This window comes from Streptomyces sp. NPDC003032, from assembly GCF_053591415.1.
Map to the genome: position 1 here is coordinate 82,990 of NZ_JBSFTT010000003.1, position 25,799 is coordinate 108,788.

Here is a 25,799-nt window from a genome sequence, read left to right on the forward strand (position 1 = left end):
CCCGCAGCCCCAGCCCCAGCATCAGCACGCGTACGCCCAGGCCGGTGCCCCCGCGCAGGGTGCCCCGATGCCGCAGGGTGCCCCGATGGCTCCCCCGCCCGCCGCCCCGGCGCCGCCCTCCGCCTGGCAGCAGGCGATGAACAACGCGTACACCTCGCCGATCCCAGTCAGGAAGACCCACCTCGGCAACGCCCTCGCCTCCGAGTGGACGAAGATAAAGTCGGTCCGCTCCACGATGTGGACCCTGGGCATCTTCCTCGCCCTGGTCATCGGCATCGGCCTGCTCGCCGCCGCGAACACCACCCCCGAGAACTACTCGGACATGCCGTACACGGTCCCGGCCTTCTTCGGCCTCATGCTGGGCCAGATCTGCCTGATCACGCTCGGTGTCCTGGTGACCTCGTCGGAGTACGGCACGGGCATGATCCGTACGACGTTCACGGCCTCCCCGCAGCGCCACCGCGTGCTGGCCGCGAAGGTCATCGTCTTCTTCGTCACGGCCTTCGTCGTCTCCGCGGGCTCCATCCTGCTGGTGGGCCTCGCGGCCTCGTCCATGAACAGCGGTCCCGAGTCGGGCGACCTCCCCTGGATGGGCACCGTCTTCAAGGGCGGCCTGTACGTCTCACTGCTCGGTGTGCTCGCGCTGGCCGCCGGCTCCATGCTGCGGCACTCCGCGGGCGCCATCACCGCCATGCTCGGCGTCGTCCTCGTACCGGCGATCCTGCCCGCGTTCCTGATGATCTGGGACAGCACGCGGTCGCTCGCCGAGAAGATGTCGGACTACAACGCCATCAACTCGCTCGCGAAGATCTTCGGCGCGGACGGCATCGACGGCTCCGGCGGCACGTCCCAGCTGGTCGTCCTCGTCGTCGTGACGGTGGTCGCGCTCGGCGGCGCCTTCGCCCTCCTGGAGAAGCGCGACGTATAGCCGTATAGCCGTACGAGATCTCCGAGCCGTACCGGAGGCCGACTACTAGTACCTCGGCGCGTTACGGGACCGCTGCACCCTCGTGGTGCGGCGGTCCTTCGCGTTCCAGCAGGCCTTGTGCCAGTGTCTGCGCTCGTCCACCCCGGAGTGCTCCGGCCAGGCCACCAGGTGCGCGAGGGACGAGGGGATCTCCTGGTCGCAGCCGGGACAGCGGTACCGCTTGCCCTCCGCGCTCGCGCCCGCGACATGGCGTACGCTCCACTGCTCGTCCTGCCAGGTCTCGGCGCTCTGGAACCCGCCGTAGCGGCCGGGCGGCACCGCGCCCGCGGACGCCCTCGACTCTGCGGCGCCCTTGGGGCGGTTGCGACGCGGGGACACAGAACACCTCTCGGCTGTACGGCGATCAGGGGGGTGACCAGCCTACGCGCCGTGTCGAGGGGTACCCGCCCCGCGCGGATCCCACAGCTGCCCCCGCGGTGCACGGAAAATCCAACAATCTTCACGCCAAGCCGTGCCTTTGGCACGTGTCACGCGTTGTTGCCCGTGGGGGGAGTGCCTGCGTCGGCGCCAAGGAGGCAGGAGTTCGATGCGTGTAGGTAGTTTTGTTCCGGCCGGTCAATTCCCCGGACAGGGGCAGGGGGAGGCTCTGCACCGAGCGGTGCGGTCCGCCGAGGTGGCCGAGGAGGCGGGGCTCGACTCGGTCTGGCTCGCCGAACACCACTTCGTGCCGTACGGCACATGTCCCTCGGCGGTGACCCTGGCGGCGCTGCTCCTCGGACGGACCCGGCGGATCCGGATCGGCACGGCCGTGAGCGTCCTGCCGACCGTGCACCCCGTCGCGCTCGGCGAGCAGGCGGCCCTGCTCCACATCACGTCCGGCGGCCGTTTCTCGCTGGGCGTCGGCCGGGGCGGCCCCTGGGTGGACCTGGAGGTCTTCGGCGTGGGCCTGGAAGCCTACGAGAAGGGGTTCCCCGACTCCCTCGACCTGCTGCTCAGGTGGCTGCGCGAGCCCCGGGTCGATAGTTCGGGCGAGCGGTTCGCGTTCCGCGAGGTCGCCGTCGTACCACGTCCCCAGGAGGCGCTGGGCGGCCAGGACGACAGCGGCCCCGAAGTGGTCCTCGCCTGCACCTCGCCGTCCAGCGTGCGGCTCGCCGCACAGCGCGGACTGCCCATGCTGCTCGGTATGCACGCGGGCGACGACGAGAAGGCCGAAATGGTGGCCTTGTGGAATCGGCACGCCCGTGCCGCCGGGCATACGCCGGAGGAAATCGCCACGGCTTCGCACGTCTCCGCCGGCGTCGTGCAGATCGCGGACCGGCGTCTTGAGGCGGCCGAGGTGTTACAGAAAGCGATGCCGGGCTGGCTCAAGCAGGGTCTGGACGCCCATGTGACGGTCGACGGCCGCAGCCGCGCCATGCGGGACCCGCTGGCGTACACCGAACTGCTCTGCGGCCTGCACCCCGTGGGCACACCGCAGGTGTGCGCGGACCGCCTCGCCGCCACGTCGGAGCGCACGGGCATCACGCGCTTCGCGCTGCTCGTCGAGGGCTCCGGCGACCTCGCGGCCACGGAGGAGAACGTGCGGAGGCTGGGGGCAGAGGTGCTGCCCCAGCTGCGCTGAGGGCCGGTGCGGCCCCAGCCGGGCTGAGACGGAAGCTGCCGCTCCGGACTGACACACCTCCCGCGTACGGAGCGGCAGCAGCAAGCGTCAGCAGTCCCGCAGTTCGGGAGACTGGTTGAGCAGCTGGCCCCGGATCGAGGTGAAGCGGGCGAGCCTGTCGTCCACCGAAGAGTCCAGCGGGAACACCGCCACGCGGTGGCAGTTCTGGAATGCCAGACGCACCCCGAAGTGCCGCTGCAGAGCGCCGCGAATCGCGTCACTCGCGAGCGCGCGCAGCAGCTGTCCACGTGCCTGCTCGTCCGGCGGCGGCGTCTGGTTGTCGGCGAACTCTCCGCCGTCGACCTTCAGCTGGGCCACCAAGGAGCTGATCATCTCCCATGCGTAAGGCAGGGAGGTCCGGACGCAGTCGACGAATGCTGCTTCGTCCACCTCGCCTCGCTCGGCCTGTTCCAACAGTGCCGGTGAGACGTCGAGCGACATGGGTTCTCCTCTCGCACCCCCGCGAAGCGAGGGCTTACGGACAGGGATGGAGTCCGCATACGCAGCGTGCACGGATGACGACCTCCCGCTTCTACGGTAGGCAACAGCGCGTGACCGCACCAGGAGATTGGGCGCATAACCGGCCAGGATCGAACGGGTCCATCGGCGGACAAGTCGTGCGGCCCCCGCGGTGCCCGGGTCCCCGGGTGGGCGAATCGCGTGCACCACCCCGAGTCGAGTAGCGTTGCGCCCCATGCGTCTCGTCATTGCCCGATGCTCCGTGGACTACGCGGGCCGGCTCACCGCCCATCTCCCGTCGGCGCCCCGTCTGATCCTCGTGAAGGCGGACGGCAGCGTCTCGATCCACGCGGACGACAGGGCCTACAAGCCCCTCAACTGGATGTCCCCGCCCTGCACCTTGAAGGAGGGATCAGGGGACGACGCCGGTGTGTGGACCGTCGTGAACAAGGCGGGCGAGAAGCTCATCATCACGATGGAGGAAGTCCTGCACGACTCCTCGCACGAGCTGGGCGTGGACCCGGGGCTCATCAAGGACGGTGTGGAAGCGCACCTCCAGGAGCTGCTCGCCGACCGGATCGAGACACTGGGTGAGGGTTACTCGCTCATCCGCCGCGAGTACATGACGGCGATCGGCCCGGTCGACATCCTCTGCCGGGACGCCGACGGGCAGACGGTCGCCGTGGAGATCAAGCGGCGCGGCGAGATCGACGGCGTGGAGCAACTGACCCGCTATCTGGACCTGTTGAACCGCGACCCGCATCTGGCGCCCGTCAGGGGCGTCTTCGCCGCCCAGGAGATCAAGCCGCAGGCCCGCGTCCTGGCCACGGACCGCGGCATCGGCTGCACCGTCCTGGACTACAACGCGCTGCGCGGCATCGAGGACGACAAGCTGCGGCTGTTCTGAGAGACATCACACGTACGTCGTGAGGGGCCGGGTCCGTCAGGACCCGGCCCTTTATGACGTGCTCGCCGAGTCCGAGGTGTCGGCGGAGGTGACGGCCGAGGACGGCGCGGCGTCGCTCGTGGGCGGGGAGGGCGGCGGGTCGTCGGTCGTCGGCGGGTCCGTCGGCTCGTCCGTGGTGGGCGGGTCGGTGGGCTTGTCCGTCGGTTTGTCGGTGGGCTTGTCCGTGGGTTTGTCGGTCGGCTTGTCCGTCGGCTTGCCGGTGGGCTTGTCCGTCGGTTTGTCCGTGGGCTTGTCGGTCGGCTTGGCCGACGGCTCGCCGCTGTCGCTCGGCTTGCTTGAGGGCTCGCCGGTGGCGGAGGGCTTCGGGTCGTCGGAGGTGCCGATGACGCCGTCCTTGCCGGGGCCGTCGGGGCGGTTCGTGGAGTCCGTCCGCGGCTCGTCGGCGCTCAGGCCGCCGCCGTCGCCGTCCTTCTCGGCCGACTGCTCCGTCTTGACCCGGTCGCCCTCGGGGCGGTCGCCGTCGGACGTGGCGCCGAGCGTGACGACGGTGCCGAGGACGGCGGCGAGCAGGGCTCCCGCGCCCGCGGCGACGAGGTTGCGCCGGGTGCCGCTGAGGATGGAGCGGCGGCTCGGCGCGCCTCCCGCGCCGACGGCGGGCGTGACCCTGCTGGTGACCAGGGTGTCCGGCTCGGCGGGCGGTCCGGGCAGCGCGAAGGCAGCCGGGACACCGCCGGGGGGCGACGCCGACTCCTCGTACCGCGCGTCGGGGACCTCTTCGCCCGCGGCCGTACGCCCGCCGGGCAGCGCGCCGCCCGAGCGGTCGGCGACCAGGGCGAGGGCTCTGCGCCCGGAGATCATGCCGCGCTTGTCGGCGAGGGCGCCGCGCAGCCCTATGGAGGCCTCCAGCTCGGCGCGGGCCCGGTCGAGCTGTCCGCCGCAGAGCGCGAGGACGCCCAACTCGTGGTGGAAGTACGCCTCTTCGCCGACTTCCCCGGCGTTGCGTGCCGCTTCCTGGCCGGAGCGCAGGGCACGTTCCCAGGCGCCCCAGTGGAGCCCGCCGGCGAAGGCGGGCGCGGCGGTGCGGGCCAGCAGCACCGCGGCGCCGCTCTCCGGGCCGACCAGGGCGGCCAGGGCGGCCTGCACGGCGTCCGCCTCGGCGGCGACCCGCTCCGGGGCGACGGAGGGGTGCCCGGCCCACCAGGTGTAGTGCCGGGCGGTGGTCCTGGCGTGCTCGGCGGCCTCGTCGGCGTATCCGGCGCCCTCCAGTTGCGTACGCACTCCGGCGGCGAGGCGGTAGCGGGCGCCGACGGCGGTGACCAGGGCGCAGCCGACCAGCTCGGCGAGGGCCGCGTCGGCGTGGGTGTCACCGACCAGGGCGGGCAGGTGCGCCTGGTGCGGCAGCTCACCGCCGAGCGCGACGGCGAACTTCAGGGTGGCGCGGGCGGAGGGGCTGAGCCGCGAGGCGAGCAGGGCGGCGGGCGCTGCTCCGTCGGCGAGCGAGGGCAGCGGGATCTCGGATTCCGCGTCGGCGCCGGTGTCGAAGGGCGCGTCGACCGGGGTGTCGGCGAAGTAGCCGTGCTCCTCGAAGGCGCGCGGGTCGGCGCGGAGCTGGTCGCGCTGGCGGAGCAGGGCGCCGGCCTGGACGAAGCGCAGCGGCAGGCCCTCGGACTCGAACCACAGGTCGCCCGCCCAGTTGGCCTCCTCGTCGTCGAGGACGCGGCCGACGGCCCGCTCCAGGAGCTCGAGGCCGCCGCCGCGTCCGAGGCCGCCGAGGAACACCTCTTCGAGGTGGGAGTCGGCGGACGGGGCGGTGACGTCGGGCGTCGTGGACAGGAGGAAGGCGCACTCGGGTGTCGCGTCGAGCAGCTCGTCGAGGCCCGCGCCGCCGAACTCCAGGTCGTCGAGGACGACGACGGCGCCGATGTCGTGGACGAGTTCGAGCAGCAGGGCGCGGTCGGGGCGGTGCAGCGGCGCGTTGTAGACGATGGCGAAGAGTTCGTGGAGCAGTTCCACGGGCGTCTTGCGGTAGCCGGAGAGCCGGACGACGCCGTCGGGGGCGAGGTCCGCGCAGTCGTCGGCGACGGCGTTGAGCAGCGCCGTGCGGCCCGATCCCGCGGGTCCGGTGAGCCGCACCGAGCGGCCGCGCGCGAGGAGCCGTACGAGGCGCTCACGCTCCTCCTGGCGCTCCAGGAGCGGCAGCCTGGGCAGTGCGGGGCCCGGCGGCACGGGCGGCAGCGCGGCGCGGCGCAGCTCCATGCGCTCGGCGGCGGTGCGCCTGGTGGGCGTGTCCGGCCGCTCTCCGGGCGGGCAGGGCTCTATCTCGCTGCCGTCGATGGGGTTGACGGTGAGCAGGAAGTCGCCCGTGACGAGCTGGACGGTGCGGGCGAGCGCCGGTGCGGGCTGCCCGAAGTCGGGCGTCAGAGGATCGCGCGGACGCTGCGGTCGCGCCGAGCCGTCGTGGTCGTCGCCACTGTGGTCGTGGCCGTGGTCTTCGGGTCCCCGGTTCATCGGGTCCATGGTCTCAGCCCCCCAGATGCGTCGTGTGCAGAGCCCCCTCCGGCCTTCGTGCACACTGCGCTGTCGCTTCTGGTCCGGTGCCCGCGCGGGTCCGTCTGTCGGTGGGCGACCGAACCCTAGACCTTCGCTCAGTATCTACGAGAGGGCGGGGTATCGCCCCGCCCGAGACGTCACAGTCTCGTGAGGATTGTGCGTGAGGTGCGGGTTCAGGCTCTGGGGAGCGATTCGACGCCGATGCCGCCTTCGATGGCGAGGATGCGGTGCAGTCTCGTCGCGACGAGCAGGCGCTGCATCTGGGGCGGCACATGGCGCAGGACGAGCCTGCGTCCGCACCGTCCGGCGCGGCGGTGCGCGCCCATGATGACGCCGAGTCCCGTGGCGTCCCACGAGTCGAGTTCGGACAGGTCGAGCACCAGGTCGCCGGCTCCGTCGTCGACGGCCGAGTGCAGGACCGTACGGGCGTCCGCCGCGCTACGTACGTCGAGGCGCCCCCCGACGACCAGCTGGGCCTGGTCGCCCCTGATGTGCATATGCGCTCCCCAAGAGTGCTGAGTCTGCTGTGACGTCTGATCCGTAAGCCGTCTGCGTATGTCACTGCAACTGACTGCCGCATGGGACAGGAAGTTGCCGTCTGTAAGCGAACCGATACCGAATTCACTCCGAGGGGTGACCCTGGAGGCGACCAATCGTCAGACGAGGCGTCAGATGGCGTACGTCAGTACCGTTCAGTGCTTGTAGAAGCCCTGCCCGCTCTTGCGGCCGATGTCACCGGCGTCAACCATCCGGCGCATCAGCTCCGGCGGCGCGAACTTCTCGTCCTGGGACTCCGTGTAGATGTTGCTGGTGGCGTGCAGCAGGATGTCGACGCCGGTGAGGTCGGCGGTCGCGAGCGGGCCCATGGCGTGGCCGAAGCCGAGCTTGCAGGCGGTGTCGATGTCCTCGGCGGTGGCGACGCCCGACTCGTAGAGCTTGGCGGCCTCGACGACGAGCGCGGAGATGAGACGGGTGGTCACGAAGCCGGCGACGTCGCGGTTGACGACGACGCAGGTCTTGCCGACGGACTCGGCGAACTCCCTGGCGCGGGCGAGCGTTTCGTCGCTGGTCTTGTAGCCGCGCACCAGCTCGCACAGCTGCATCATCGGCACCGGCGAGAAGAAGTGGGCGCCCACGACGCGCTCCGGACGCTCCGTCACGGCCGCGATCTTGGTGATCGGGATGGCGGAGGTGTTGGAGGCGAGCACCGCGTCGTCGCGCACGAGCTTGTCGAGCGTGCGGAAGATCTCGTGCTTGACCTCCAGCTTCTCGAAGACGGCCTCGACGACGATGTCCGCGTCGGCGACGGCGTCCAGGTCGGTGGTGGTCGTGATGCGTCCGAGCGCGGCCTCGGCGTCGCCGGCCGCGAGCCTGCCCTTGCTCACGAACTTGTCGTACGAGGCCTTGATCCCGTCGGTGCCCCGGGTCAGGGCCTCGTCGGTGACGTCGCGCAGGACGACGTCCCAGCCCGCCTGGGCGGAGACCTGAGCGATACCGGACCCCATGAGTCCGGCTCCGATGACGGCGAGCTTGCGTGCCACTGTTCCGACTCCCCTACCGCTTATCACGCTTGGCTTACACGCTGTTCACGTATGCCTCTGCGGCGGACATTAGCGGTCGTGAGCCCGCCTGTGGCCGCGAAGAGATGCGCGTCACGTCTCAAATGACGGACATCACACCGGTACGCGTCACCGGGCGCCCCGCACCGCGTAGTTGAGGACATTTTCGCTGAGCAGGTCCTCCACCTCGTCGAGCAGCACGAGGGCTTCGCGGGAGACCTCGGCGGGGTCGCGGCACTTGGACATCTCATCGCCGATCCACGTCATGAGCGTGCCGTGGACCCAGGAGAGCTGACCCGCGATCAGCCCGGGCAGCGGGTCGCCGTCGGCGGCGCCGGTCTCCTCGGCGAGGGTCTTCGTGAGTCGGTCCAGGGCCTCCTGCTGGATCGCCCAGAGCCGGGAGCGCAGGGCGTGCGCCTCGGTGATGACCTTCATGAAGTCGGCCCAGCCGGGGAAGAGCCCGATGCCCGGCGAGACGCCCTCCACGTCGGCGCGCAGCTCGCGCAGGACGGCGTCGGCGGCGGACTCCCCCTCGCGGCGACCGCGTACGTAGCGGGAGAGCCGGTCGACGACGTCCTCGCCCCGGTCGAGGAAGAGGTCCTCCTTCGCCGGGAAGTAGTTGTAGACCGTGTTCACGGACACGTCGGCGGCGTCCGCGATCTCCGCGATGGTCACCGTGACGAAGCCGTGCTCCAGGAAGAGCCCCGTCGCGATGTCGGAGATCCGCTGCTTCGTCTGCCGCTTCTTGCGCTCCCTGAGTCCCTCAGCCATGCCCCCATCCTAGGGTCCATGAAAATTTGGAGTGATTGCAAAATTTCATGGACTCTGTTTTTGTGGTCGCCATGGCAATCATCAGCACCGCCGGGCTCGCCCGGACCTTCCAGACCAAGAGCGGGCCCGTGGAGGCCGTGCGCGGCATCGACCTGACCGTCCGGCCGGGCGAGATCCTCGGCTTCCTCGGGCCGAACGGCGCGGGCAAGACCACCACGCTGCGCATGCTCACCACGCTGCTGCCGCCCACCGGCGGCGCCGCCACCGTCGCGGGCTGCGACCTTGCCGAGGACCCCGCCGGCGTACGGCGCAAGATCGGTTACGTCGCCCAGTCCGGCGGCGTCGACCTGAGCATCTCCGTACGCGAGGAGCTGATCACCCAGGGCCGCCTCTACCGCCTGACGAAGGCACAGGCCAAGATCCGGGCCGAGGAGTTGGCGCACGACCTGGGCCTGACCGACCTCATGGAGCGTCCCTGCGCCGCGCTCTCCGGTGGCCAGCGGCGGCGCCTCGACATCGCCCTCGGGCTCACGCACCGGCCCGAGGTGCTCTTCCTCGACGAGCCGACCACCGGGCTCGACCCGGGCAGCCGCGCCGACCTGTGGGCGCTGGTGCGGCGGCTGCGCGACGAGCACGGCACCACGGTCTTCCTCACCACGCACTACCTCGACGAGGCCGACGCGCTCTCCGACCGCCTGGTCGTCGTCGACAAGGGCGTCGTGGTCGCCGAGGGCACGCCGAGCGCGCTCAAGCTCCAGTACGGCGGCTCCATCGACGCCACCCTCCAGGACACCTTCCTCGCCATCACGGGACGCGACATCGCGCCCAAGGACACGGCCCCCGTCGCCGTCTGACACCCCAGGACCCCTTCGATGCCCGCACTGCTCTCCGACACCGCGCTCATCTTCGGGCGGTACGCCCGGCAGACCCTGCGCTCCAAGTTCCAGATCCTCTTCGGCGTCCTGACGCCCCTGCTCTACCTGCTCTTCTTCGGGCCGCTCCTCACCGACCTGCCGCTCGGCTCCCAGGGCGACTCCTGGCAGGTGCTCGTACCGGGGCTGCTGCTCCAACTGGGCCTGTTCGGAGCCACCTTCAGCGGTTTCGCGCTCATCATCGAGAAGCAGTTCGGCGTGGTGGAGCGGATGCGGGTGACGCCCGTCAGCCGCCTCGCCCTGCTGCTCGGCCGGGTCCTGCGCGACGCCGCGCTCTTCGTCTTCCAGGCGGTGCTGCTGGTCCTCGCCGCGCTGGCGATGGGGCTCAGGGCGCCGCTGGGCGGCATCCTCATCGGGTTCGCGTTCGTGGCGCTGCTGACCGCCGGGCTCGCCTCGCTCTCGTACGCGCTGGCCATGAAGGTCGACAAGGCCCACGAGTTCGGGCCCGCGGTGAACGCCATCAGCATGCCCTCGATGCTGCTCTCCGGCCTGATGCTGCCGATGGCGCTCGCGCCGGCCTGGCTGGACGTGCTCTCGCACCTCATGCCGTTCCGCTATCTGGTCGACGCGGTACGGGCCGGATACGTGGGCGACTACGCGACGGCGACCATGCTGTACGGCGTCCTGATGGCGCTCGCCTTCGTACTCCTGTCCGTGACGGTGGGCACACGAGTCTTCAAGAAGGCCGGGGCGTAACTACGCTGGCCGCATGGTCAATCTGACGCGCATCTACACCAGGACCGGCGACCAGGGGACGACGGCCCTCGGGGACATGAGCCGCACGGCGAAGACCGACCCGCGGATCGCCGCGTACGCCGACACCAACGAGGCCAACGCGGCCATCGGCGCGGCCATCGCCCTCGGTGCCCTCGACGAAGGGGTCGTGAAGGTTCTCGTACGGGTCCAGAACGACCTCTTCGACGTGGGCGCCGACCTCTCCACGCCGGTCGTCGAGGACCCGAAGTACCCGCCCCTGCGCGTCGAGCAGTCGTACATCGACAAGCTGGAGGCGGACTGCGACCGGTTCCTGGAGGAGCTGGAGAAGCTGCGCAGCTTCATCCTGCCGGGCGGCACGCCGGGCGCGGCGCTGCTCCACCAGGCCTGCACGGTGGTGCGGCGGGCCGAGCGGTCCACGTGGGCGGCGTTCGAGGCGCACGGCGACACGATGAACCCGCTGACGGCCACCTACCTCAACCGCCTCTCCGACCTCCTGTTCATCCTGGCCCGTACGGCCAACAAGGAGGTCGGGGACGTGCTGTGGGTGCCGGGCGGCGAGCGTTAGCCGTCGGACCCCGGGGCGGGGGCCGGGACCCGCTTCGGGAAGAGCGCGTAGCTGAGCGCGATCAGGCCATGGATGCCCGCCGCCCGCCAGGCGATGTGCATCCACGACTCCAGCGACGAGGTGCGGCCCGGGTCGTCGACGTACCACATGGCGAGCAGCAGCAGCCCGGTCGCCACGGCCGCCGCGACGGCGGTGCCGCACCAGACCTTCGCCTCGTGCAGGGCCCTCGGCATGCCGTGGCGCGGCGGGCGCGGCACCGGCGTGCCGTCGAAGCGGTGCGCCGCGTGGCCGTCGAGCCACTTCACCGTGCGGTGGCCGTGGCCCACGGTGTAGCCGATGTACACCGCGGCGAGACCGTGCTTCCAGCTCGGGTCGGCGCCGTTCTTCAGGTCGACGGCGGTCACCACGAGCAGCAGGACCTCCAGCAGCGGCTCGCACAGCAGGACCGCGATGCCGAGGCGCGGCATCCGCAGCAGATAGCGGGTGGCCAGGCCCGCGGCCAGCAGCACCCAGAAGCCGACCTCGCAGATGATGATCAGGGTGACGATCACGGCTCGCTCCTCTCGTTCACCCCTCAAGGCTCCCGTGGGACCGGGCACGGATCATCGTCGTCAGTGACGAAGCGGGACTGCATCCTTCGATGTAGCGGGCGGTTCCTCCCCCAGGATCAGGCGTGGCACCACCTCGCCGTGTTGGATGGAGGGCATGGCCCCGTCCCTTCCCCGACCGCAGCGCGTCGACGTACGGATCGCCGTGGCCAGCCTGCTCAGCGGGCTCGCGCTGTGGGCGCTCGGGCTGCACATGCAGACGGACCGGCTACTCGGCGCCGACTGGTCGCTGATCCCGCTCTTCGCCCTCGCGGTGCTGGAACTGCTGCGCAGCAGCATGCCCCAGACCGCCCTCGTCCTCGCGACGTGCGCGCTGGTGTCCGACCAGTTCACGACGGGCAACCTCGCCTCGGTGATGATGTTCACGGACATCATGTACGCCGCCGTCGTCTACGGCACCCCGGCCGCCGCCCGCCGCATCCCGCTGACCACGGGCGCCATCACGGTCGCCGTGACGCTCGGCTTCCTCGCTTGGTGGCGCGAGCCCGACGCCGTGCTCGCCGGTGTCCTGACCGGCATCGTCTCGTTCGGGCCCGCCGCCACCGGCGTCCTGGTGCGCAACCACCGCGAGGCGACCGCCGCGGCGAAGCTGCGCGCCGAGCAGACCGCGCTGCTCGCCGAGATGGACCGCGTCCAGGCCGTCACGGCCGAGCGCGCCAGGATGGCCCGCGAGCTGCACGACATGGTCGCCAACCACCTCTCGGCGATCGCCATCCACTCCACGGCCGCGCTCTCCCTGGACGACCCGCAGACCAGCAAGGACGCGCTCGCCGTCATCCGTGAGAACAGCGTCGAGGGGCTCGCCGAGATGCGCCGCCTCATCGGCATCCTGCGCGACGACAGCGGCGACCTGGAACCGGCCGCCGCCCCCACCCTCGACGGCCTCACCGCCCTGATCGACGGCGCCCGCACGAACGGCCTCGACGTCACACTCGACGACGCCCGCGCCCCGCAGGGCCCGAAGCCGCCCGCGCCGGTCGAGCTCGCCGCGTACCGCATCATCCAGGAGTCCCTGACCAACGCCCTCAAGCACGCGTCCCCCGGCCGGGTCACCGTGACCCTCACTCAGGAGCCGCGCGCGCTGAAGGTCCACGTCACCAGCCCGTACGGCGATCCGTCCGGGCCCCGCGCCCCCGGCTCGGGAGCCGGCCTCGTCGGCATGCGCGAGCGCACCGAACTGCTCGGCGGCACCTTCCGCTCGGGCCCCGAGAGCAGCACCGACGGCAAGGTCTGGATCGTCTCCGTGACCCTGCCCGTCGACCCCGCAGACGAAGGAGCCAAGGAATGATCCGGGTGCTAGTCGCCGAAGACCAGTCAGCCGTACGCGCGGGACTCGTCCTGATCCTGCGCAGCGCGTCCGACATCGATGTGGTCGGCGAGGCGGCGGACGGCGAGCAGGCCGTGGCGCTCGCCCGTGAGCTGCGCCCCGATCTGGTCCTGATGGACATCCAGATGCCGCGCCTGGACGGAGTGTCGGCAACGCGCCAGGTCGTCGCCGAGGGACTTGCGGACGTCCTCGTCCTCACCACCTTCGATCTCGACGCGTACGTCTTCGGGGCGCTGCGCGCGGGCGCCTCCGGGTTCCTCCTGAAGAACACCGAGGCGAAGGACCTCCTCGAAGGCGTCCGTACGGTCGCGCGCGGCGAGGGCCTGATCGCCCCGGCCGTCACCCGCCGCCTGATCGCCGAGTTCGCCGCCCCGCCGAAGGCCGTACGCAGGGAGAACGCACCGGACCCGGCCGTCCTGGACAGCCTCACGCGCCGCGAGCGCGAGGTGCTCTCGTGCATCGGCGAGGGCCTGTCGAACGCGGAGATCGCGAGCCGCCTCTCCATGGCGGAGGCCACGGTGAAGACGCATGTGAGTCGGCTGCTCGGAAAACTGGAGCTGCGCAGTCGGGTCCAAGCGGCGGTTCTGGCCCAGGAGTTGGGCGTCTGATATCCGTCTGATCGCTGCCTGATCACTCCGGACCGGCACAATCCGGCCATTGGTTCAGACCTCTTGACCGCTGGTCCAGACCTTTCTATTCTCACCGCACTGCGGTGAGCACTCCCCCACGTGTCCACGTGCTCACGGGCGGCGCAGGGTCCCACCCCCAACCCCCGGATCTCACCCGAGGAGCACCTCGTGCGCTTCACACAGAGCACCACACGCCCGAGAGTCAGAATCAGACACAGAGCCGTGGCCGGACTGACCACGCTGATGCTGCCGCTCGCCACCCTGGTCGCCCTCGGCACTCCCGCCGAGGCGGCCCCCGACGCCGCTCCCGAGGCCACCGCCACCTACGCCAAGACCCAGGACTGGGGCAACGGCTTCGAGGGCAAGTGGACCATCAAGAACACCGGCACCACCACGCTCAGCTCGTGGAACGTCCAGTGGGACTTCCCCGCCGACACCAAGGTGACCTCCGCCTGGGACGCCACCGTCACCAACTCCGGCACCCGCTGGACCGGCAAGAACCTCGGCTGGAACGGGACGCTGGCCCCCGGCGCCTCGGTCTCCTTCGGCTTCAACGGCACGGGCCCCGGCGCCCCCGCCAAGTGCACGCTGAACGGCGGCAGCTGCGATGGCGGCAGCGTCCCCGGCGACAACCCGCCGAGCGCCCCCGGCACCCCGACCGCCTCCGGCATCACCAACACCTCGGTGAAGCTCGACTGGAAGGCCGCCACCGACGACAAGGGCGTCAAGAACTACGACGTCCTGCGCGACGGCGCCAAGGTCGGCACGGTGACCGGCACCTCGTACACCGACAACGGCCTGACCGCGGGCACCGACTACTCGTACACCGTCCAGGCCCGCGACACCGCCGACCAGACGGGCCCCGCGAGCGGCGCCGTCAAGGTCCGCACCACGGGCGGCGGCGACCCGGGCCCCGGCCCCGGTGACAAGATCAAGATGGGCTACTTCGCCGAGTGGGGCGTCTACGGACGCAACTACCACGCGAAGAACATCGCGACCTCCGGCTCCGGCGGCAAGATCACGCACATCAACTACAGCTTCGGGAACGTCCAGAACGGCAAGTGCACCATGGGCGACTCCTACGCGGCGATCGACAAGGCCTACACCGCCGACCAGAGCGTCGACGGCGTCGCCGACACCTGGGCCCAGCCGCTGCGCGGCAACTTCAACCAGCTGCGCAAGCTCAAGGCCAAGTACCCGAACATCAAGATCCTCTGGTCCTTCGGCGGCTGGACCTGGTCCGGCGGCTTCACCGACGCCATGAAGAACCCGGCGGCCTTCGCCAAGTCCTGCCACGACCTGGTCGAGGACCCGCGCTGGGCCGACGTCTTCGACGGCGTCGACCTGGACTGGGAGTACCCCAACGCCTGCGGTCTCTCCTGTGACACCTCGGGGCCGGCCGTCTTCAAGAACATGATGCAGGCGTTCCGCAACGAGTTCGGGTCCAAGAACCTCGTCACCGCGGCCATCACCGCCGACGGCTCCAACGGCGGCAAGATCGACGCCGCCGACTACGGCGGCGCGGCGCAGTACGCCGACTGGTACAACGTGATGACGTACGACTTCTTCGGCGCGTGGGCGGCCAAGGGCCCGACGGCCCCGCACTCCCCGCTCACCTCCTACGCCGGCATCCCGCAGGAAGGCTTCAACTCCGCGGCGGCGATATCCAAGCTCAAGGCCCAGGGCGTGCCCTCCGCCAAGCTCCTGCTCGGCATCGGCTTCTACGGCCGCGGCTGGACCGGCGTCACCCAGAAGGAGCCGGGCGGCACGGCCACCGGCGCGGCGCCCGGGACGTACGAGGCGGGCATCGAGGACTACAAGGTGCTCAAGAACTCCTGCCCCTCGAACGGGACGGTGGCCGGAACGGCGTATGCCCACTGCGGTACGAACTGGTGGTCGTACGACACCCCGGAGACCATCCGCTCGAAGATGGCCTGGGCCAAGCAGCAGGGCCTCGGAGGCGCGTTCTTCTGGGAGTTCAGTGGGGACACGGCCAACGGTGAGTTGGTGAGCGCGATCAACGACGGACTCAAGTAGTCCGTACGGCCCCCAAGAACGAAGCCGGGGAGATGGGATCGCCCCCCATCTCCCCGGCTTCTCAATGTCCTCGTCTGCGGGCCGGTTGTGGCTGGTCGCGCAGTTCCCCGCGCCCCTTACGGGGCGCTCTCCTACGCCACATTCACACGTTGCCCCGGAGGCGCCGCCTCCAGCCACGCCAGGAAGCCCGTCAGCGCGTCCTCGCTCATCGCCAGTTCCAGGCGGACCCCGCGGTGCAGGCAGCCGAGGACGGTGGCGTCGGAGAGCAGGGCCAGCTCCTCCTCGCCGTCCGGCGCCCGGCGGTCGACGACCTCGATGGCCGAGCGCTCAAGGACGCGGCGCGGCCGGGGGGCGTAGGAGAAGACGCGGTACCACTCGACCCGGTCGCCGTTGTAGCGGGCGACCCCGTACCCCCAGCCCTTGCCGGAGGTGTCGCCCTTCTCGGGCGCGTCCCAGCGCAGGGAGCAGTCGAACGTCCCGCCGGAGCGCTGGATCAGCCGGCGCCGCAGTCCGAAGACGAAGAGCCCCACCAGAACCAGCGCGATCAAAGCAAGTCCGCACATGAGCAGAGTGAGGATCATCGGCACCGACCTCCTCGCCTCTACTGTCGGTCGACCGACCGACAACGGACCAACACATTGCACCCGCATTGCCTCAGCCGCGACCCGGTCCGGATTGTTCCCGGACCTGGCCGCGGCTGAGTCACGTTACGCCGCGCGCTGGGGTCAGCGCGCCGCCACCGCGCGCAGTCGGACGTCGGCGCGCCGCTCGGCGGAGGCGTCGGCCTCCGACTGAGCGCGCTCCAGCGCCCGCTCCGCACGCTGGACGTCGATCTCGTCGGACAGCTCCGCGATCTCGGCCAGCAGCGACAGCTTGTCGTCCCCGAAGGAGATGAATCCTCCGTGGACAGCGGCGACGACCGTGCCGCCGTCGCTCGTACGAATGGTCACCGGGCCCGACTCCAGCACACCGAGCAGCGGCTGGTGACCGGGCATGACGCCGATGTCGCCGGACGTGGTGCGCGCGACGACCAGGGTGGCCTCGCCGGACCAGACGCTGCGGTCCGCGGCGACCAGCTCGACATGCAGCTCAGCAGCCAAGGGTGGCTCCTCGGGTCACCACCCGGCGGCTTCGCCGGGTGTTGGGTCAAATTCTAGTGGGCGTACGGAGAAGGGCGGGACACGGGCCCCACGGGGTGGCCCCGCCCCTCTCCGCGGATGAGCTACGGGGCTCAGGAGACGCCGAGCTCCTTGGCGTTCTTCTTGAGGTCCTCAAGACCACCACACATGAAGAAGGCCTGCTCGGGGAAGTGGTCGTACTCGCCGTCGCAGATCGAGTTGAAGGCCGCGATCGACTCCTCGAGGGAGACGTCCGAGCCGTCCACGCCGGTGAACTGCTTGGCGGCGTGGGTGTTCTGCGACAGGAAGCGCTCCACGCGACGGGCACGGGCGACGACGAGCTTGTCCTCCTCGCTCAGCTCGTCGATGCCGAGGATCGCGATGATGTCCTGGAGGTCCTTGTACTTCTGCAGGATCCCCTTGACGCGCATGGCGCAGTCGTAGTGGTCCTGCGCGATGTAGCGCGGGTCCAGGATGCGGGACGTGGAGTCCAGCGGGTCCACGGCCGGGTAGATGCCCTTCTCGGAGATCGGACGGGAGAGAACCGTCGTCGCGTCGAGGTGGGCGAACGTGGTGGCCGGGGCCGGGTCGGTCAGGTCGTCCGCGGGGACGTAGATCGCCTGCATCGAGGTGATCGAGTGACCGCGGGTCGAGGTGATGCGCTCCTGGAGGAGACCCATCTCGTCGGCCAGGTTCGGCTGGTAGCCCACCGCGGAGGGCATACGGCCGAGCAGGGTCGAGACCTCGGAACCGGCCTGCGTGAAGCGGAAGATGTTGTCGATGAAGAACAGCACGTCCTGCTTCTGCACATCGCGGAAGTACTCCGCCATGGTCAGACCGGCCAGGGCGACACGCAGACGCGTGCCCGGCGGCTCGTCCATCTGGCCGAAGACCAGCGCGGTCTTGTCGAGAACGCCGGCCTCCTCCATCTCGACCATGAGGTCGTTGCCCTCACGGGTGCGCTCGCCGACACCGGCGAATACGGAGACACCGTCGTGCAGCTTGGCCACACGGACGATCATTTCCTGGATCAGCACGGTCTTGCCGACACCGGCACCACCGAACAGACCGATCTTTCCACCCTTGACGTACGGGGTGAGAAGGTCGACGACCTTCAGGCCGGTCTCGAACATCTCGGTCTTGGACTCGAGCTGGTCGAAGGCCGGGGCCTTGCGGTGGATCGTCCAGCGGTCCGCCCCGTCGACCACGGACGGGTCGTCGTTCAGGACCTCACCGAGCGTGTTGAACACACGGCCCTTGGTCACGTCGCCGACCGGCACCGAGATGCCCTTGCCGGTGTCGGTGACGGGCGCCTGGCGGACCAGGCCGTCGGTGGGCTGCATCGAGATGGAGCGGACCACGCCGTCACCCAGGTGCTGGGCGACCTCGAGGGTCAGCGTCTTGCGCGCGCCTTCGGTCTCCGGGTCGTCGACCTGGACGTGCAGAGCGTTGTAGATCTCCGGCATCGCGTCGACGGGGAACTCCACGTCGACGACCGGGCCGATGACCCGGGCGACGCGGCCCGTGGCAACGGCCGTCTCAACAGTGGTCGTCATTACTTGTCACTCCCCGCGGTCGCGTCGGCCAGCGCTGCTGTGCCGCCGACGATCTCGCTGATTTCCTGGGTGATTTCGGCCTGGCGGGCCGCGTTGGCAAGCCGGGAGAGGCTGTTGATCAGATCCCCGGCGTTGTCGGTCGCCGACTTCATCGCGCGGCGCGTGGCGGCGTGCTTGGAGGCAGCCGACTGGAGCATCGCGTTGTAGATACGGCTCTCGACGTACCGCGGCAGCAGGGCGTCGAGGACGTCCTCCGCCGACGGCTCGAAGTCGTACAGCGGAAGGATCTCGCCCTTGGCGGGCTTCTCCTCCGCCCCCGCGGCGGTAGCCGCTGATGTCACGTCTTCGAGGCTGAGCGGCAGCAGCCGGCCGTCGATGGCCGTCTGCGTCATCATCGAGACGAACTCGGTGTAGACGATGTGGAGCTCGTCCACGCCGCCCTCCGCCGTCTCCTTCTCGATCGCCTCGATCAGCGGCGCCGCGACCTTCTTGGCGTCCGCGTACGTGGGCTCGTCGGTGAAGCCCGACCACGACTCCACGACCTTGCGCTCGCGGAAGTTGTAGTGGGCCAGACCACGGCGGCCGACGATGTACATGTCGACCTCCTTGCCCTCGGCCTCCAGGCGCGCGGTCAGCTGCTCCGCGGCCTTGATGGCGTTCGAGTTGAAGGCGCCGGCCAGACCGCGGTCGCTCGTGAGGAGCAGAACCGCGGTACGGGTCGCCGTCTCCGCCTCGGTCGTCAGCGGGTGCTTGGTGTTGGAGCCAGTGCCGACCGCCGTGACCGCGCGGGTGAGCTCGGTCGCGTACGGCGTGGAGGCCGCCACCTTGCGCTGCGCCTTGACGACGCGCGAGGCGGCGATCATCTCCATCGCCTTGGTGATCTTCTTGGTCGCGGTGACGGATCGGATGCGACGCTTGTAGACCCGGAGCTGAGCTCCCATGAGTCAGGTCCCTTCCTTACGTCACTTGGCCGCGGCCGGAGCGTCCTCGCCGAGAAGCTTCCCGTCCGAGGTCTCGAACTGCTTCTTGAACTCCGCGATGGCGTCGCCGACGGCCTGCAGGGTGTCGTCCGACATCTTGCCGCCCTCCTTGATGGAGGTCATGAGGCCCTGCTCCTTGCGGTGCAGGTACTCCAGGAGCTCCTTCTCGAAGCGGCGGATGTCGTTGACCGGCACCTCGTCCATGCGGCCGGTGGTACCGGCCCACACGGACACGACCTGGTCCTCGGTCGCCATCGGCTCGTACTGCGGCTGCTTGAGCAGCTCGACCATGCGCTGGCCGCGCTCCAGCTGCGCCTTCGACGCGGCGTCCAGGTCGGAACCGAAGGCGGCGAACGCCTCCAGCTCACGGAACTGGGCGAGGTCCACGCGGAGGCGGCCGGAGACCTGCTTCATCGCCTTGTGCTGCGCGGAACCACCGACTCGGGAGACGGAGATACCGACGTTCAGCGCGGGGCGCTGACCGGCGTTGAAGAGGTCCGACTCCAGGAAGCACTGGCCGTCGGTGATGGAGATGACGTTGGTCGGGATGAACGCCGACACGTCGTTCGCCTTGGTCTCGACGATCGGCAGACCCGTCATCGAGCCCTTGCCCAGCTCGTCGGAGAGCTTCGCGCAGCGCTCGAGCAGACGCGAGTGCAGGTAGAAGACGTCACCCGGGTAGGCCTCGCGCCCCGGCGGGCGGCGGAGCAGCAGGGACACGGCGCGGTAGGCGTCGGCCTGCTTCGAGAGGTCGTCGAAGATGATGAGGACGTGCTTGCCCTCGTACATCCAGTGCTGGCCGATGGCCGAGCCGGTGTACGGCGCCAGGTACTTGAAGCCGGCCGGGTCGGACGCCGGGGCGGCGACGATGGTCGTGTACTCCAGCGCGCCGGCCTCTTCGAGGGCACCGCGCACGGAGGCGATGGTGGAGCCCTTCTGACCGATGGCGACGTAGATGCAGCGCACCTGCTTGTTCACGTCGCCCGTGCGCCAGTTGTCGCGCTGGTTGATGATCGTGTCGACGGCCAGGGCGGTCTTGCCGGTCTGGCGGTCACCGATGATCAGCTGACGCTGACCACGGCCGATCGGGGTCATCGCGTCGACGGCCTTGTAGCCGGTCTCCATCGGCTCGTGCACCGACTTACGGGCCATGACGCCCGGGGCCTGCAGCTCGAGGGCGCGACGTCCGCTGGTCTCGATCTCGCCGAGGCCGTCGATCGGGGTGCCGAGCGGGTCGACGACGCGGCCGAGGTAGCCCTCGCCCACGGCGACGGAGAGCACCTCACCGGTGCGCTGCACCGGCTGGCCCTCCTCGATACCGCTGAACTCGCCGAGGACGACGGCGCCGATCTCGCGCTCTTCCAGGTTCAGCGCGAGACCGAGGGTTCCGTCCTCGAACTTCAGCAGCTCGTTCGCCATCGCCGAGGGGAGGCCCTCGACCTTGGCAATACCGTCGCCGGCGACGGTGACCGTACCGACCTCCTCGCGCGAGGCCGCGTCCGGCTTGTACGCCTGGACAAAGTTCTCCAGCGCGTCCCGGATCTCCTCCGGCCGGATCGTGAGCTCCGCCATCTGGGTTCCCTGCTCTCCTTGTTGGGCCCGAAGTTTTCTTGGGGGGTCTGGGGTCAGCCCCCAGGAATCCTCTGCACGGCCCAACTAGGGCCGTATTTCGTGCTTGTTGAGTTACTGGCCGGCCACGCGGCGGCCGGCTTCCTCGATGCGGTCCGCGATGCTGCCGTTGATGACCTCGTCGCCCACCTGGACGGTGATCCCGCCGAGGACCTCGGGGTCCACGTCGAGGTTGAGGTGCATCGGGCGTCCGTACACCTTGACCAGGGCGGCGCCGAGACGCTCCTTCTGCTGGTCCGAGAGCGGAACAGCGGAGGTGACGACGGCCACCATGCGGTTGCGTCGGTCCGCGGCCAGCTTGGAGAGGGACTCGAGTCCCTCTTCCAGGCTACGTCCGCGCGGCGCGGTCACAAGACGCTCGACGAGTCGCTCCGTCACGTCCTCGGCGCGACCGCCGAGCAGGCTGCGCAGCAGCTCGCTCTTGGCCGTGCCCGTGGCGGTGCGGTCGGTGAGCGCCGCCCGCAGCTCGGTGCTGGAGCTGACGATCCGGCCGAACCGGAAGAGCTCGTCCTCGACGTTGTCCAGCACGCCGGCCTTCTGCGCGCCGGTCATGTCGGCGAGGTTGGCGAGCTCCTCGAGGGCGTCCACCAGGTAACGCGACTGCGACCAGCGCGTGCGCACCATGCCGGCCACCAGGTCGGCGGTCTCGCCGCCCACCTGGCCGGACAGCAGGCGCCCGGCCAGCTCGGCCTTGGCCTCGCCGGACTGCGCCGGGTCGGTCAGGACCCGACGCAGCGAGACCTCGCGGGCGAACAGCGCGGTGACCGCGGCCAGCTCGTCCGCGAGCTGCTTCGCGTCGACCGACGTGTTGTCGGTCAGCGCGTCCAGACGCTCGCGCGCGGCGGCCAGGGCCTCGCGGCTGGCTCCGTGCGCTGTCATCGAGCCGCCTCGGCCTTCTCCTCGAGCTCGTCGAGGAAACGGTCGATGGTGCGGCTCTGCCGCGCGTGGTCCTCAAGGGACTCGCCCACGAGCTTGCCGGCCAGGTCGGTGGCCAGCTGGCCCACGTCCTGACGGAGCGACTGCGCGGCGGCCTTGCGGTCGGCCTCGATCTGCGCGTGGCCGGCGGCGACGATCTCCTCGCGCTGACGCTGGCCCTCGGCCCGCATTTCGGCGATGAGCGTGGCGCCCTGCTCCTGCGCCTCCTGACGCAGACGCGCGGCCTCGTGCCGGGCCTCGGCGAGCTGAGCCTTGTACTGCTCAAGAACGCTCTGGGCCTCGGTCTGAGCGGCGTCGGCCTTTTCGATGCCGCCTTCGATCGCCTCGCGGCGCTCTTCCAGAACCTTGTTGATGTTCGGGAGGAACTTCTTGGCGAAGAAGCCGAAGACGATGACGAACGCGATCAGGCCGATGACGAGCTCGGGGATCTCCGGAATCAGAGGGTTTTGAGGCTCCTCCGACGCCAGCTGTACCAGGGAGATCACATCAGTGCCTTCCGTTGAAGTTTCTCGTCAACGAGACCGGATCAGGAAGGAACCGGGTAAACGAAGCCCATGACCAGACCGATCAGCGCCAGGGCCTCACAGAGCACGAAGCCGAGGATCTGGTTCTGGCGGATGAGGCCGGCGGCCTCGGGCTGACGGGCGAGGGCCTGCGTACCGTTACCGAAGATGATGCCGACGCCGATGCCGGGGCCGATGGCGGCGAGGCCGTAGCCGATCGCACCGAAGTTGCCCTGGACGTTGACCGCGGCGAGGGTCTCGAGAGCGGACATGCCGTAACTTCCTTCTTTTTACGGGCCGGTGGGGGTTGGCCACCGGATGTATCGGGGGGAGAGGCCGGGCGTACTCAGTGGTGCTTGGCGAGCGCGCCCTGGATGTAGCTGGAGGCCAGCAGGATGAAGACGTAGGCCTGCAGCGCCTGGATGAACAGCTCGAAGATCGTCATGATGATGACCATCACGAACGAGACACCCGCGTAGGCGATGCCGATGCCGTTCAGCAGGTACCAGCTCGCGATGGTGAAGATCACCAGCAGCACGTGGCCCGCGAACATGTTGGCGAAGAGCCGCACCGCGTGGGTGAAGGGCCGGATGATCATGTTCGAGAGGAACTCGAAGAACATGACCATCGGGAAGACCGGGCCGAGCGAGCGGTCGTAACCGGTGATGTTCTTCCAGCCACCGATGAAGCCGTGCCTCTTGAAGGTCACGCTCACCCAGAGGATGTAGACGATCGCCGCGAGGCCCGCCGGGAGGGCGATGACCGACGTCACCGGGAACTGGGCGAGCGGAACGATCGACCAGATGTTCATGATCCAGATGAAGAAGAACAGCGAGACCATCAGAGGGACGTACTTCTCGCCCTCCTTCTTGCCGAGCGTCTCGTAGACGACTCCACGGCGCACGAAGTCGTAGCCGATCTCGCCGATCATCTGGAGCTTGCCAGGGATCAGCTTGGGCTTATTGAAAGCCGCCCAGAAGAAACCGATGACGACGACCGAACTCACCAGCGCCAGCAGCATTGGCTTGTTGAACTCAAAGCCGCCAACGGTGAAAATCGGCTCGAAGAGGAAGGAGTGCAGGCCGGGGGTCGGGAAACCGCACCCTTCAAAAATATGGCAATCGGTCTCGAAGGCGAGCGTCTGGGCGTTACTCACCGCGAGCTCCTTCAACGTGGCGCATGGGTACGGCAACCTCGATGTGTCGGCGCGGCCTACGACCGCGGAGCGGCACTGGACTGGACTTGCGGATTTGGGGGCGGCGGCTGGGATCCGAGCCGTAAGGCTTCACAGGCACGGCCGCCTCCCGCGCCAGCTCTGCCGCAGTTGTGGCGAGACCATAGCAAATGAGCGGAGGCCTTCTTACGCTGGCCCTACAGCTCACGATTGCGGCCGGGCGGTATCCGGCTCCACATAGAGGACCTTGGCCTTCATATGGGCGCGCAGCTGCGCCCCGATCCACACCAAAGTGGCGGCGAGCAGCGTGAACGCGAAGCACTTGGAGTTGAAAGCCGATGTACCGCGCAGCGCGGTGAGGACGACCATCAACAGCAGAATCTGCACGGTGTAGACCAGCAGGCCCATCATCTGGAACAGATGCGGGAAGGAACGCGCACTCCGCTGCAGCACCACGAGGCCACCGCCCATGAACAACAGGACGAGAAGAGCACCGAAGGTGGCACCGAGCGCACCCTTGCCACCGGCCACGGCGGCACTGACCGCGACTCCCGCCGCACCCGCGGCAGCGGTGGGCAGGGCACAGTGCAGAAGTGTGCGGGCGTCGTTGGACTGCATGGCGGCAGCTCCTCCGGCGAAATTTGGGGACGTGGCATTGCGATCGTCGAGCGAAGGCCCTAGCCCGGACACGACGAGGCGCACCTCACCAGGGCGGCCGGTCTCGTCGGGCCGCCCCAATATATCTCGGGTTCTCGTGAACCGTATCACAAACTATTTGATGCAGTCTTTACCTGAAAGTGTGCCGACCATCACACGATCGGTCCGCGGTGCCGGGGCCTGTCGGAGACCGCGGTGCTGCCGTGCGCCTTTCCGGCGCCGGTCAGCTCCCGCACGGGGGCGGCCGGGCTCGCGGGCGTCCCGACGTCGTCGAGGGCGGCCTCCGTGTCGGCGCGCCGCGTCCGGCGGCGGTAGCGCGGGGGCACGAACGCCTCGGCCCAGCGCGGGGTGCGCGGCGTGAAGCGCGGCAGCAGCAGGAGTACGAGTCCCAGCGCGCTGAGCGCGACGATGACGAAGAGGATCCACACGCTCGTGGAGTGCACCGAGTACGCGACGGTGCCGAAGGCGATGAGCGCCGACCAGAAGTACATGATCAGCACCGCGCGGCTGTGCGAGTGGCCGATCTCCAAGAGGCGGTGGTGCAGGTGCCCGCGGTCCGCGGCGAACGGCGACTTGCCGTTCCAGGTGCGCCGCACGATCGCGAGGACCAGGTCCGCGAAGGGGATCGCGATGATCGTCAGCGGCATCAGGAGCGGAATGAAGACGGGCAGCATCGCGTGCGTGGCGTCGCGGCCGCCGCCGAAGTTCAACTTCAGCGTCGCCGGGTCGACCTGTCCCGTGACGGAGATGGCGCCCGCCGCGAGGACGAGGCCGATGAGCATCGAGCCGGAGTCGCCCATGAAGATGCGGGCGGGGTGCATGTTGTGCGGCAGGAAGCCCAGGCACATGCCCATGAGGATGGCGGCGAAGAGCGTGGCGGGCGCCGCCGACTCGATGCCGTAGCCGTACCAGATGCGGTAGGCGTACATGAAGGACGCCGCGGAGGCGATGCAGACCATGCCGGCCGCGAGGCCGTCGAGGCCGTCGACGAAGTTGACGGCGTTGATGGTGATGACGACGAGGGCGACCGTCAGCAGGGTGCCCTGGCCGGACGTCAACGAGACCGTTCCGACGCCGGGGACCGGGATCCACAGGATCGTCAGGCCCTGCATCACCATGACGCCCGCGGCGATCATCTGGCCGCCGAGCTTGATCAGGGCGTCGATCTCGAACTTGTCGTCCAGGACACCGATCAGCCAGATCAGCGCCGCTCCGGAGAGCAGCGCGCGCGGCTCGTTGGAGTTCTCGAAGACCGCGTTCAGGTTCGGCAGGTGGTCGGCGACCAGCAGCCCCGCGCAGAGTCCGAAGAACATCGCGATCCCGCCGAGCCGGGGCGTGGGCTCCCGGTGCACGTCGCGGGCGCGGATCTCCGGCATCGCGCCGGCCACGATCGCGAACTTCCGCACCGGCCCGGTCAGCAGATAGGTCACCGCGGCCGTGATGCAGAGCGTCAGCAGGTATTCACGCACGGGCTTCCCCACAGGTATCGCTGGCCATCTCAGCCCCACACCCTAGCTTTGCGCGCATACGGTTGGGGACTTACGGGTAGCGACGATGGTTGCACGAGTACGCGCACGTCTCCGACGCCCCTGCCCCC

Annotated in this window: 27 protein-coding genes; 9 read left to right on the top strand and 18 right to left on the bottom strand. The window is 69.5% G+C overall.

Annotated elements, in window-relative coordinates:
• Positions 1-85: 85 nt before the first annotated feature.
• Positions 86-928 carry an ABC transporter permease gene (locus ACWDZ7_RS04955; protein WP_451512919.1) on the top strand — a complete coding sequence of 281 codons (843 nt, stop codon included), beginning with the start codon at positions 86-88 and terminating at the stop codon, positions 926-928.
• A 45-nt stretch (positions 929-973) separates the two neighbouring features.
• Here ACWDZ7_RS04955 and ACWDZ7_RS04960 read toward each other — a convergent pair whose 3' ends face one another.
• On the bottom strand, positions 974-1,306 hold the full coding sequence (locus ACWDZ7_RS04960; RefSeq protein WP_451794912.1) for an ATP/GTP-binding protein: 333 nt from the start codon (positions 1,304-1,306) through the stop codon (positions 974-976).
• A gap of 208 nt (positions 1,307-1,514) precedes the next feature.
• On the opposite strand from ACWDZ7_RS04960, the gene ACWDZ7_RS04965 reads away from it, so the two are divergent.
• The gene (locus ACWDZ7_RS04965; RefSeq protein ID WP_451794913.1) at positions 1,515-2,549 is read left to right on the top strand and encodes an LLM class flavin-dependent oxidoreductase; all 1,035 of its coding nucleotides are present in this window, start codon (positions 1,515-1,517) and stop codon (positions 2,547-2,549) included.
• 87 nt (positions 2,550-2,636) lie between these two features.
• On the opposite strand, the gene ACWDZ7_RS04970 is transcribed toward ACWDZ7_RS04965, so the two are convergent.
• Positions 2,637-3,029 carry an SCO5389 family protein gene (locus ACWDZ7_RS04970; RefSeq protein ID WP_030789356.1) on the bottom strand — a complete coding sequence of 131 codons (393 nt, stop codon included), beginning with the start codon at positions 3,027-3,029 and terminating at the stop codon, positions 2,637-2,639.
• Between the two features lie 253 nt (positions 3,030-3,282).
• Here ACWDZ7_RS04970 and nucS point away from each other — a divergent pair, with 253 nt between their 5' ends.
• Complete coding sequence (gene nucS / locus ACWDZ7_RS04975; RefSeq protein WP_451794914.1) at positions 3,283-3,954, top strand: endonuclease NucS; 672 nt, start codon at positions 3,283-3,285, stop codon at positions 3,952-3,954.
• A 51-nt stretch (positions 3,955-4,005) separates the two neighbouring features.
• Here the strand turns inward: nucS and ACWDZ7_RS04980 are convergent, their stop codons facing one another.
• The 4 genes from ACWDZ7_RS04980 to ACWDZ7_RS04995 all read right to left on the bottom strand — a co-directional run bounded on the left by ACWDZ7_RS04980 (position 4,006) and on the right by ACWDZ7_RS04995 (position 8,834).
• Positions 4,006-6,471 (bottom strand): ATP-binding protein, encoded by a 2,466-nt coding sequence (locus tag ACWDZ7_RS04980; RefSeq protein WP_451794915.1) that lies wholly within the window; start codon positions 6,469-6,471, stop codon positions 4,006-4,008.
• 206 nt (positions 6,472-6,677) lie between these two features.
• Positions 6,678-7,001: an STAS domain-containing protein gene (locus ACWDZ7_RS04985; protein WP_030792181.1), complete on the bottom strand. Its 324-nt coding sequence runs from the start codon at positions 6,999-7,001 to the stop codon at positions 6,678-6,680.
• Between the two features lie 195 nt (positions 7,002-7,196).
• On the bottom strand, positions 7,197-8,045 hold the full coding sequence (locus tag ACWDZ7_RS04990; protein WP_451794917.1) for a 3-hydroxyacyl-CoA dehydrogenase family protein: 849 nt from the start codon (positions 8,043-8,045) through the stop codon (positions 7,197-7,199).
• Positions 8,046-8,192: 147 nt separating this feature from the next.
• Positions 8,193-8,834 (bottom strand): TetR/AcrR family transcriptional regulator, encoded by a 642-nt coding sequence (locus ACWDZ7_RS04995; protein ID WP_451794918.1) that lies wholly within the window; start codon positions 8,832-8,834, stop codon positions 8,193-8,195.
• A 71-nt stretch (positions 8,835-8,905) separates the two neighbouring features.
• On the opposite strand from ACWDZ7_RS04995, the gene ACWDZ7_RS05000 reads away from it, so the two are divergent.
• The 3 genes from ACWDZ7_RS05000 to ACWDZ7_RS05010 are packed head-to-tail and all read left to right on the top strand — an operon-like array spanning position 8,906 to position 11,048.
• Positions 8,906-9,688: an ABC transporter ATP-binding protein gene (locus ACWDZ7_RS05000; RefSeq protein ID WP_451794920.1), complete on the top strand. Its 783-nt coding sequence runs from the start codon at positions 8,906-8,908 to the stop codon at positions 9,686-9,688.
• Between the two features lie 18 nt (positions 9,689-9,706).
• Entirely contained in the window at positions 9,707-10,462 is a 756-nt protein-coding gene (locus ACWDZ7_RS05005) for an ABC transporter permease (RefSeq protein ID WP_451794922.1), read from the top strand.
• 13 nt (positions 10,463-10,475) lie between these two features.
• Positions 10,476-11,048: a cob(I)yrinic acid a,c-diamide adenosyltransferase gene (locus tag ACWDZ7_RS05010; RefSeq protein ID WP_451512820.1), complete on the top strand. Its 573-nt coding sequence runs from the start codon at positions 10,476-10,478 to the stop codon at positions 11,046-11,048.
• Here ACWDZ7_RS05010 and ACWDZ7_RS05015 read toward each other — a convergent pair.
• Positions 11,045-11,599, bottom strand: a complete 555-nt coding sequence (locus tag ACWDZ7_RS05015) for a hypothetical protein (RefSeq protein WP_451794923.1) — start codon at positions 11,597-11,599, stop codon at positions 11,045-11,047. The two genes, ACWDZ7_RS05010 and ACWDZ7_RS05015, sit on opposite strands and share 4 nt — an antisense overlap.
• 154 nt (positions 11,600-11,753) lie before the next feature.
• On the opposite strand from ACWDZ7_RS05015, the gene ACWDZ7_RS05020 reads away from it, so the two are divergent.
• From ACWDZ7_RS05020 to ACWDZ7_RS05030, 3 genes are all read left to right on the top strand, one after another.
• Positions 11,754-12,944 carry a sensor histidine kinase gene (locus ACWDZ7_RS05020; protein ID WP_451794924.1) on the top strand — a complete coding sequence of 397 codons (1,191 nt, stop codon included), beginning with the start codon at positions 11,754-11,756 and terminating at the stop codon, positions 12,942-12,944.
• The gene (locus tag ACWDZ7_RS05025; protein ID WP_451794925.1) at positions 12,941-13,591 is read left to right on the top strand and encodes a response regulator; all 651 of its coding nucleotides are present in this window, start codon (positions 12,941-12,943) and stop codon (positions 13,589-13,591) included. The genes ACWDZ7_RS05020 and ACWDZ7_RS05025 overlap by 4 nt, the downstream gene beginning before the upstream one ends.
• Positions 13,592-13,855: 264 nt before the next feature.
• Positions 13,856-15,649: a glycosyl hydrolase family 18 protein gene (locus tag ACWDZ7_RS05030; protein ID WP_451795359.1), complete on the top strand. Its 1,794-nt coding sequence runs from the start codon at positions 13,856-13,858 to the stop codon at positions 15,647-15,649.
• Between the two features lie 131 nt (positions 15,650-15,780).
• Here the strand turns inward: ACWDZ7_RS05030 and ACWDZ7_RS05035 are convergent, their stop codons facing one another.
• The 11 genes from ACWDZ7_RS05035 to ACWDZ7_RS05085 all read right to left on the bottom strand — a co-directional run bounded on the left by ACWDZ7_RS05035 (position 15,781) and on the right by ACWDZ7_RS05085 (position 25,671).
• Positions 15,781-16,230 (bottom strand): DUF2550 domain-containing protein, encoded by a 450-nt coding sequence (locus tag ACWDZ7_RS05035; RefSeq protein ID WP_451794926.1) that lies wholly within the window; start codon positions 16,228-16,230, stop codon positions 15,781-15,783.
• A 144-nt stretch (positions 16,231-16,374) separates the two neighbouring features.
• Positions 16,375-16,749 (bottom strand): F0F1 ATP synthase subunit epsilon, encoded by a 375-nt coding sequence (locus ACWDZ7_RS05040; protein WP_451512815.1) that lies wholly within the window; start codon positions 16,747-16,749, stop codon positions 16,375-16,377.
• 131 nt (positions 16,750-16,880) lie between these two features.
• The gene (atpD, locus tag ACWDZ7_RS05045; RefSeq protein WP_451794927.1) at positions 16,881-18,323 is read right to left on the bottom strand and encodes a F0F1 ATP synthase subunit beta; all 1,443 of its coding nucleotides are present in this window, start codon (positions 18,321-18,323) and stop codon (positions 16,881-16,883) included.
• On the bottom strand, positions 18,323-19,264 hold the full coding sequence (locus tag ACWDZ7_RS05050) for a F0F1 ATP synthase subunit gamma (protein WP_451794929.1): 942 nt from the start codon (positions 19,262-19,264) through the stop codon (positions 18,323-18,325). Before ACWDZ7_RS05050 ends, atpD begins: the two co-directional genes overlap by 1 nt.
• Before the next feature lie 21 nt (positions 19,265-19,285).
• Positions 19,286-20,875: a F0F1 ATP synthase subunit alpha gene (atpA, locus tag ACWDZ7_RS05055; protein ID WP_451512812.1), complete on the bottom strand. Its 1,590-nt coding sequence runs from the start codon at positions 20,873-20,875 to the stop codon at positions 19,286-19,288.
• A gap of 111 nt (positions 20,876-20,986) precedes the next feature.
• On the bottom strand, positions 20,987-21,811 hold the full coding sequence (locus ACWDZ7_RS05060; protein WP_451794930.1) for a F0F1 ATP synthase subunit delta: 825 nt from the start codon (positions 21,809-21,811) through the stop codon (positions 20,987-20,989).
• Entirely contained in the window at positions 21,808-22,353 is a 546-nt protein-coding gene (locus ACWDZ7_RS05065) for a F0F1 ATP synthase subunit B (protein ID WP_451794931.1), read from the bottom strand. The genes ACWDZ7_RS05060 and ACWDZ7_RS05065 overlap by 4 nt, the downstream gene beginning before the upstream one ends.
• 41 nt (positions 22,354-22,394) lie before the next feature.
• The gene (gene atpE, locus ACWDZ7_RS05070) at positions 22,395-22,643 is read right to left on the bottom strand and encodes an ATP synthase F0 subunit C (RefSeq protein ID WP_205036302.1); all 249 of its coding nucleotides are present in this window, start codon (positions 22,641-22,643) and stop codon (positions 22,395-22,397) included.
• A 74-nt stretch (positions 22,644-22,717) separates the two neighbouring features.
• Positions 22,718-23,527 carry a F0F1 ATP synthase subunit A gene (gene atpB, locus ACWDZ7_RS05075; RefSeq protein ID WP_451512917.1) on the bottom strand — a complete coding sequence of 270 codons (810 nt, stop codon included), beginning with the start codon at positions 23,525-23,527 and terminating at the stop codon, positions 22,718-22,720.
• Between the two features lie 222 nt (positions 23,528-23,749).
• Positions 23,750-24,163 (bottom strand): hypothetical protein, encoded by a 414-nt coding sequence (locus ACWDZ7_RS05080; protein ID WP_451794933.1) that lies wholly within the window; start codon positions 24,161-24,163, stop codon positions 23,750-23,752.
• Positions 24,164-24,354: 191 nt separating this feature from the next.
• Positions 24,355-25,671 carry an MraY family glycosyltransferase gene (locus ACWDZ7_RS05085; RefSeq protein ID WP_451794934.1) on the bottom strand — a complete coding sequence of 439 codons (1,317 nt, stop codon included), beginning with the start codon at positions 25,669-25,671 and terminating at the stop codon, positions 24,355-24,357.
• Between the last annotated feature and the right edge of the window lie 128 nt (positions 25,672-25,799).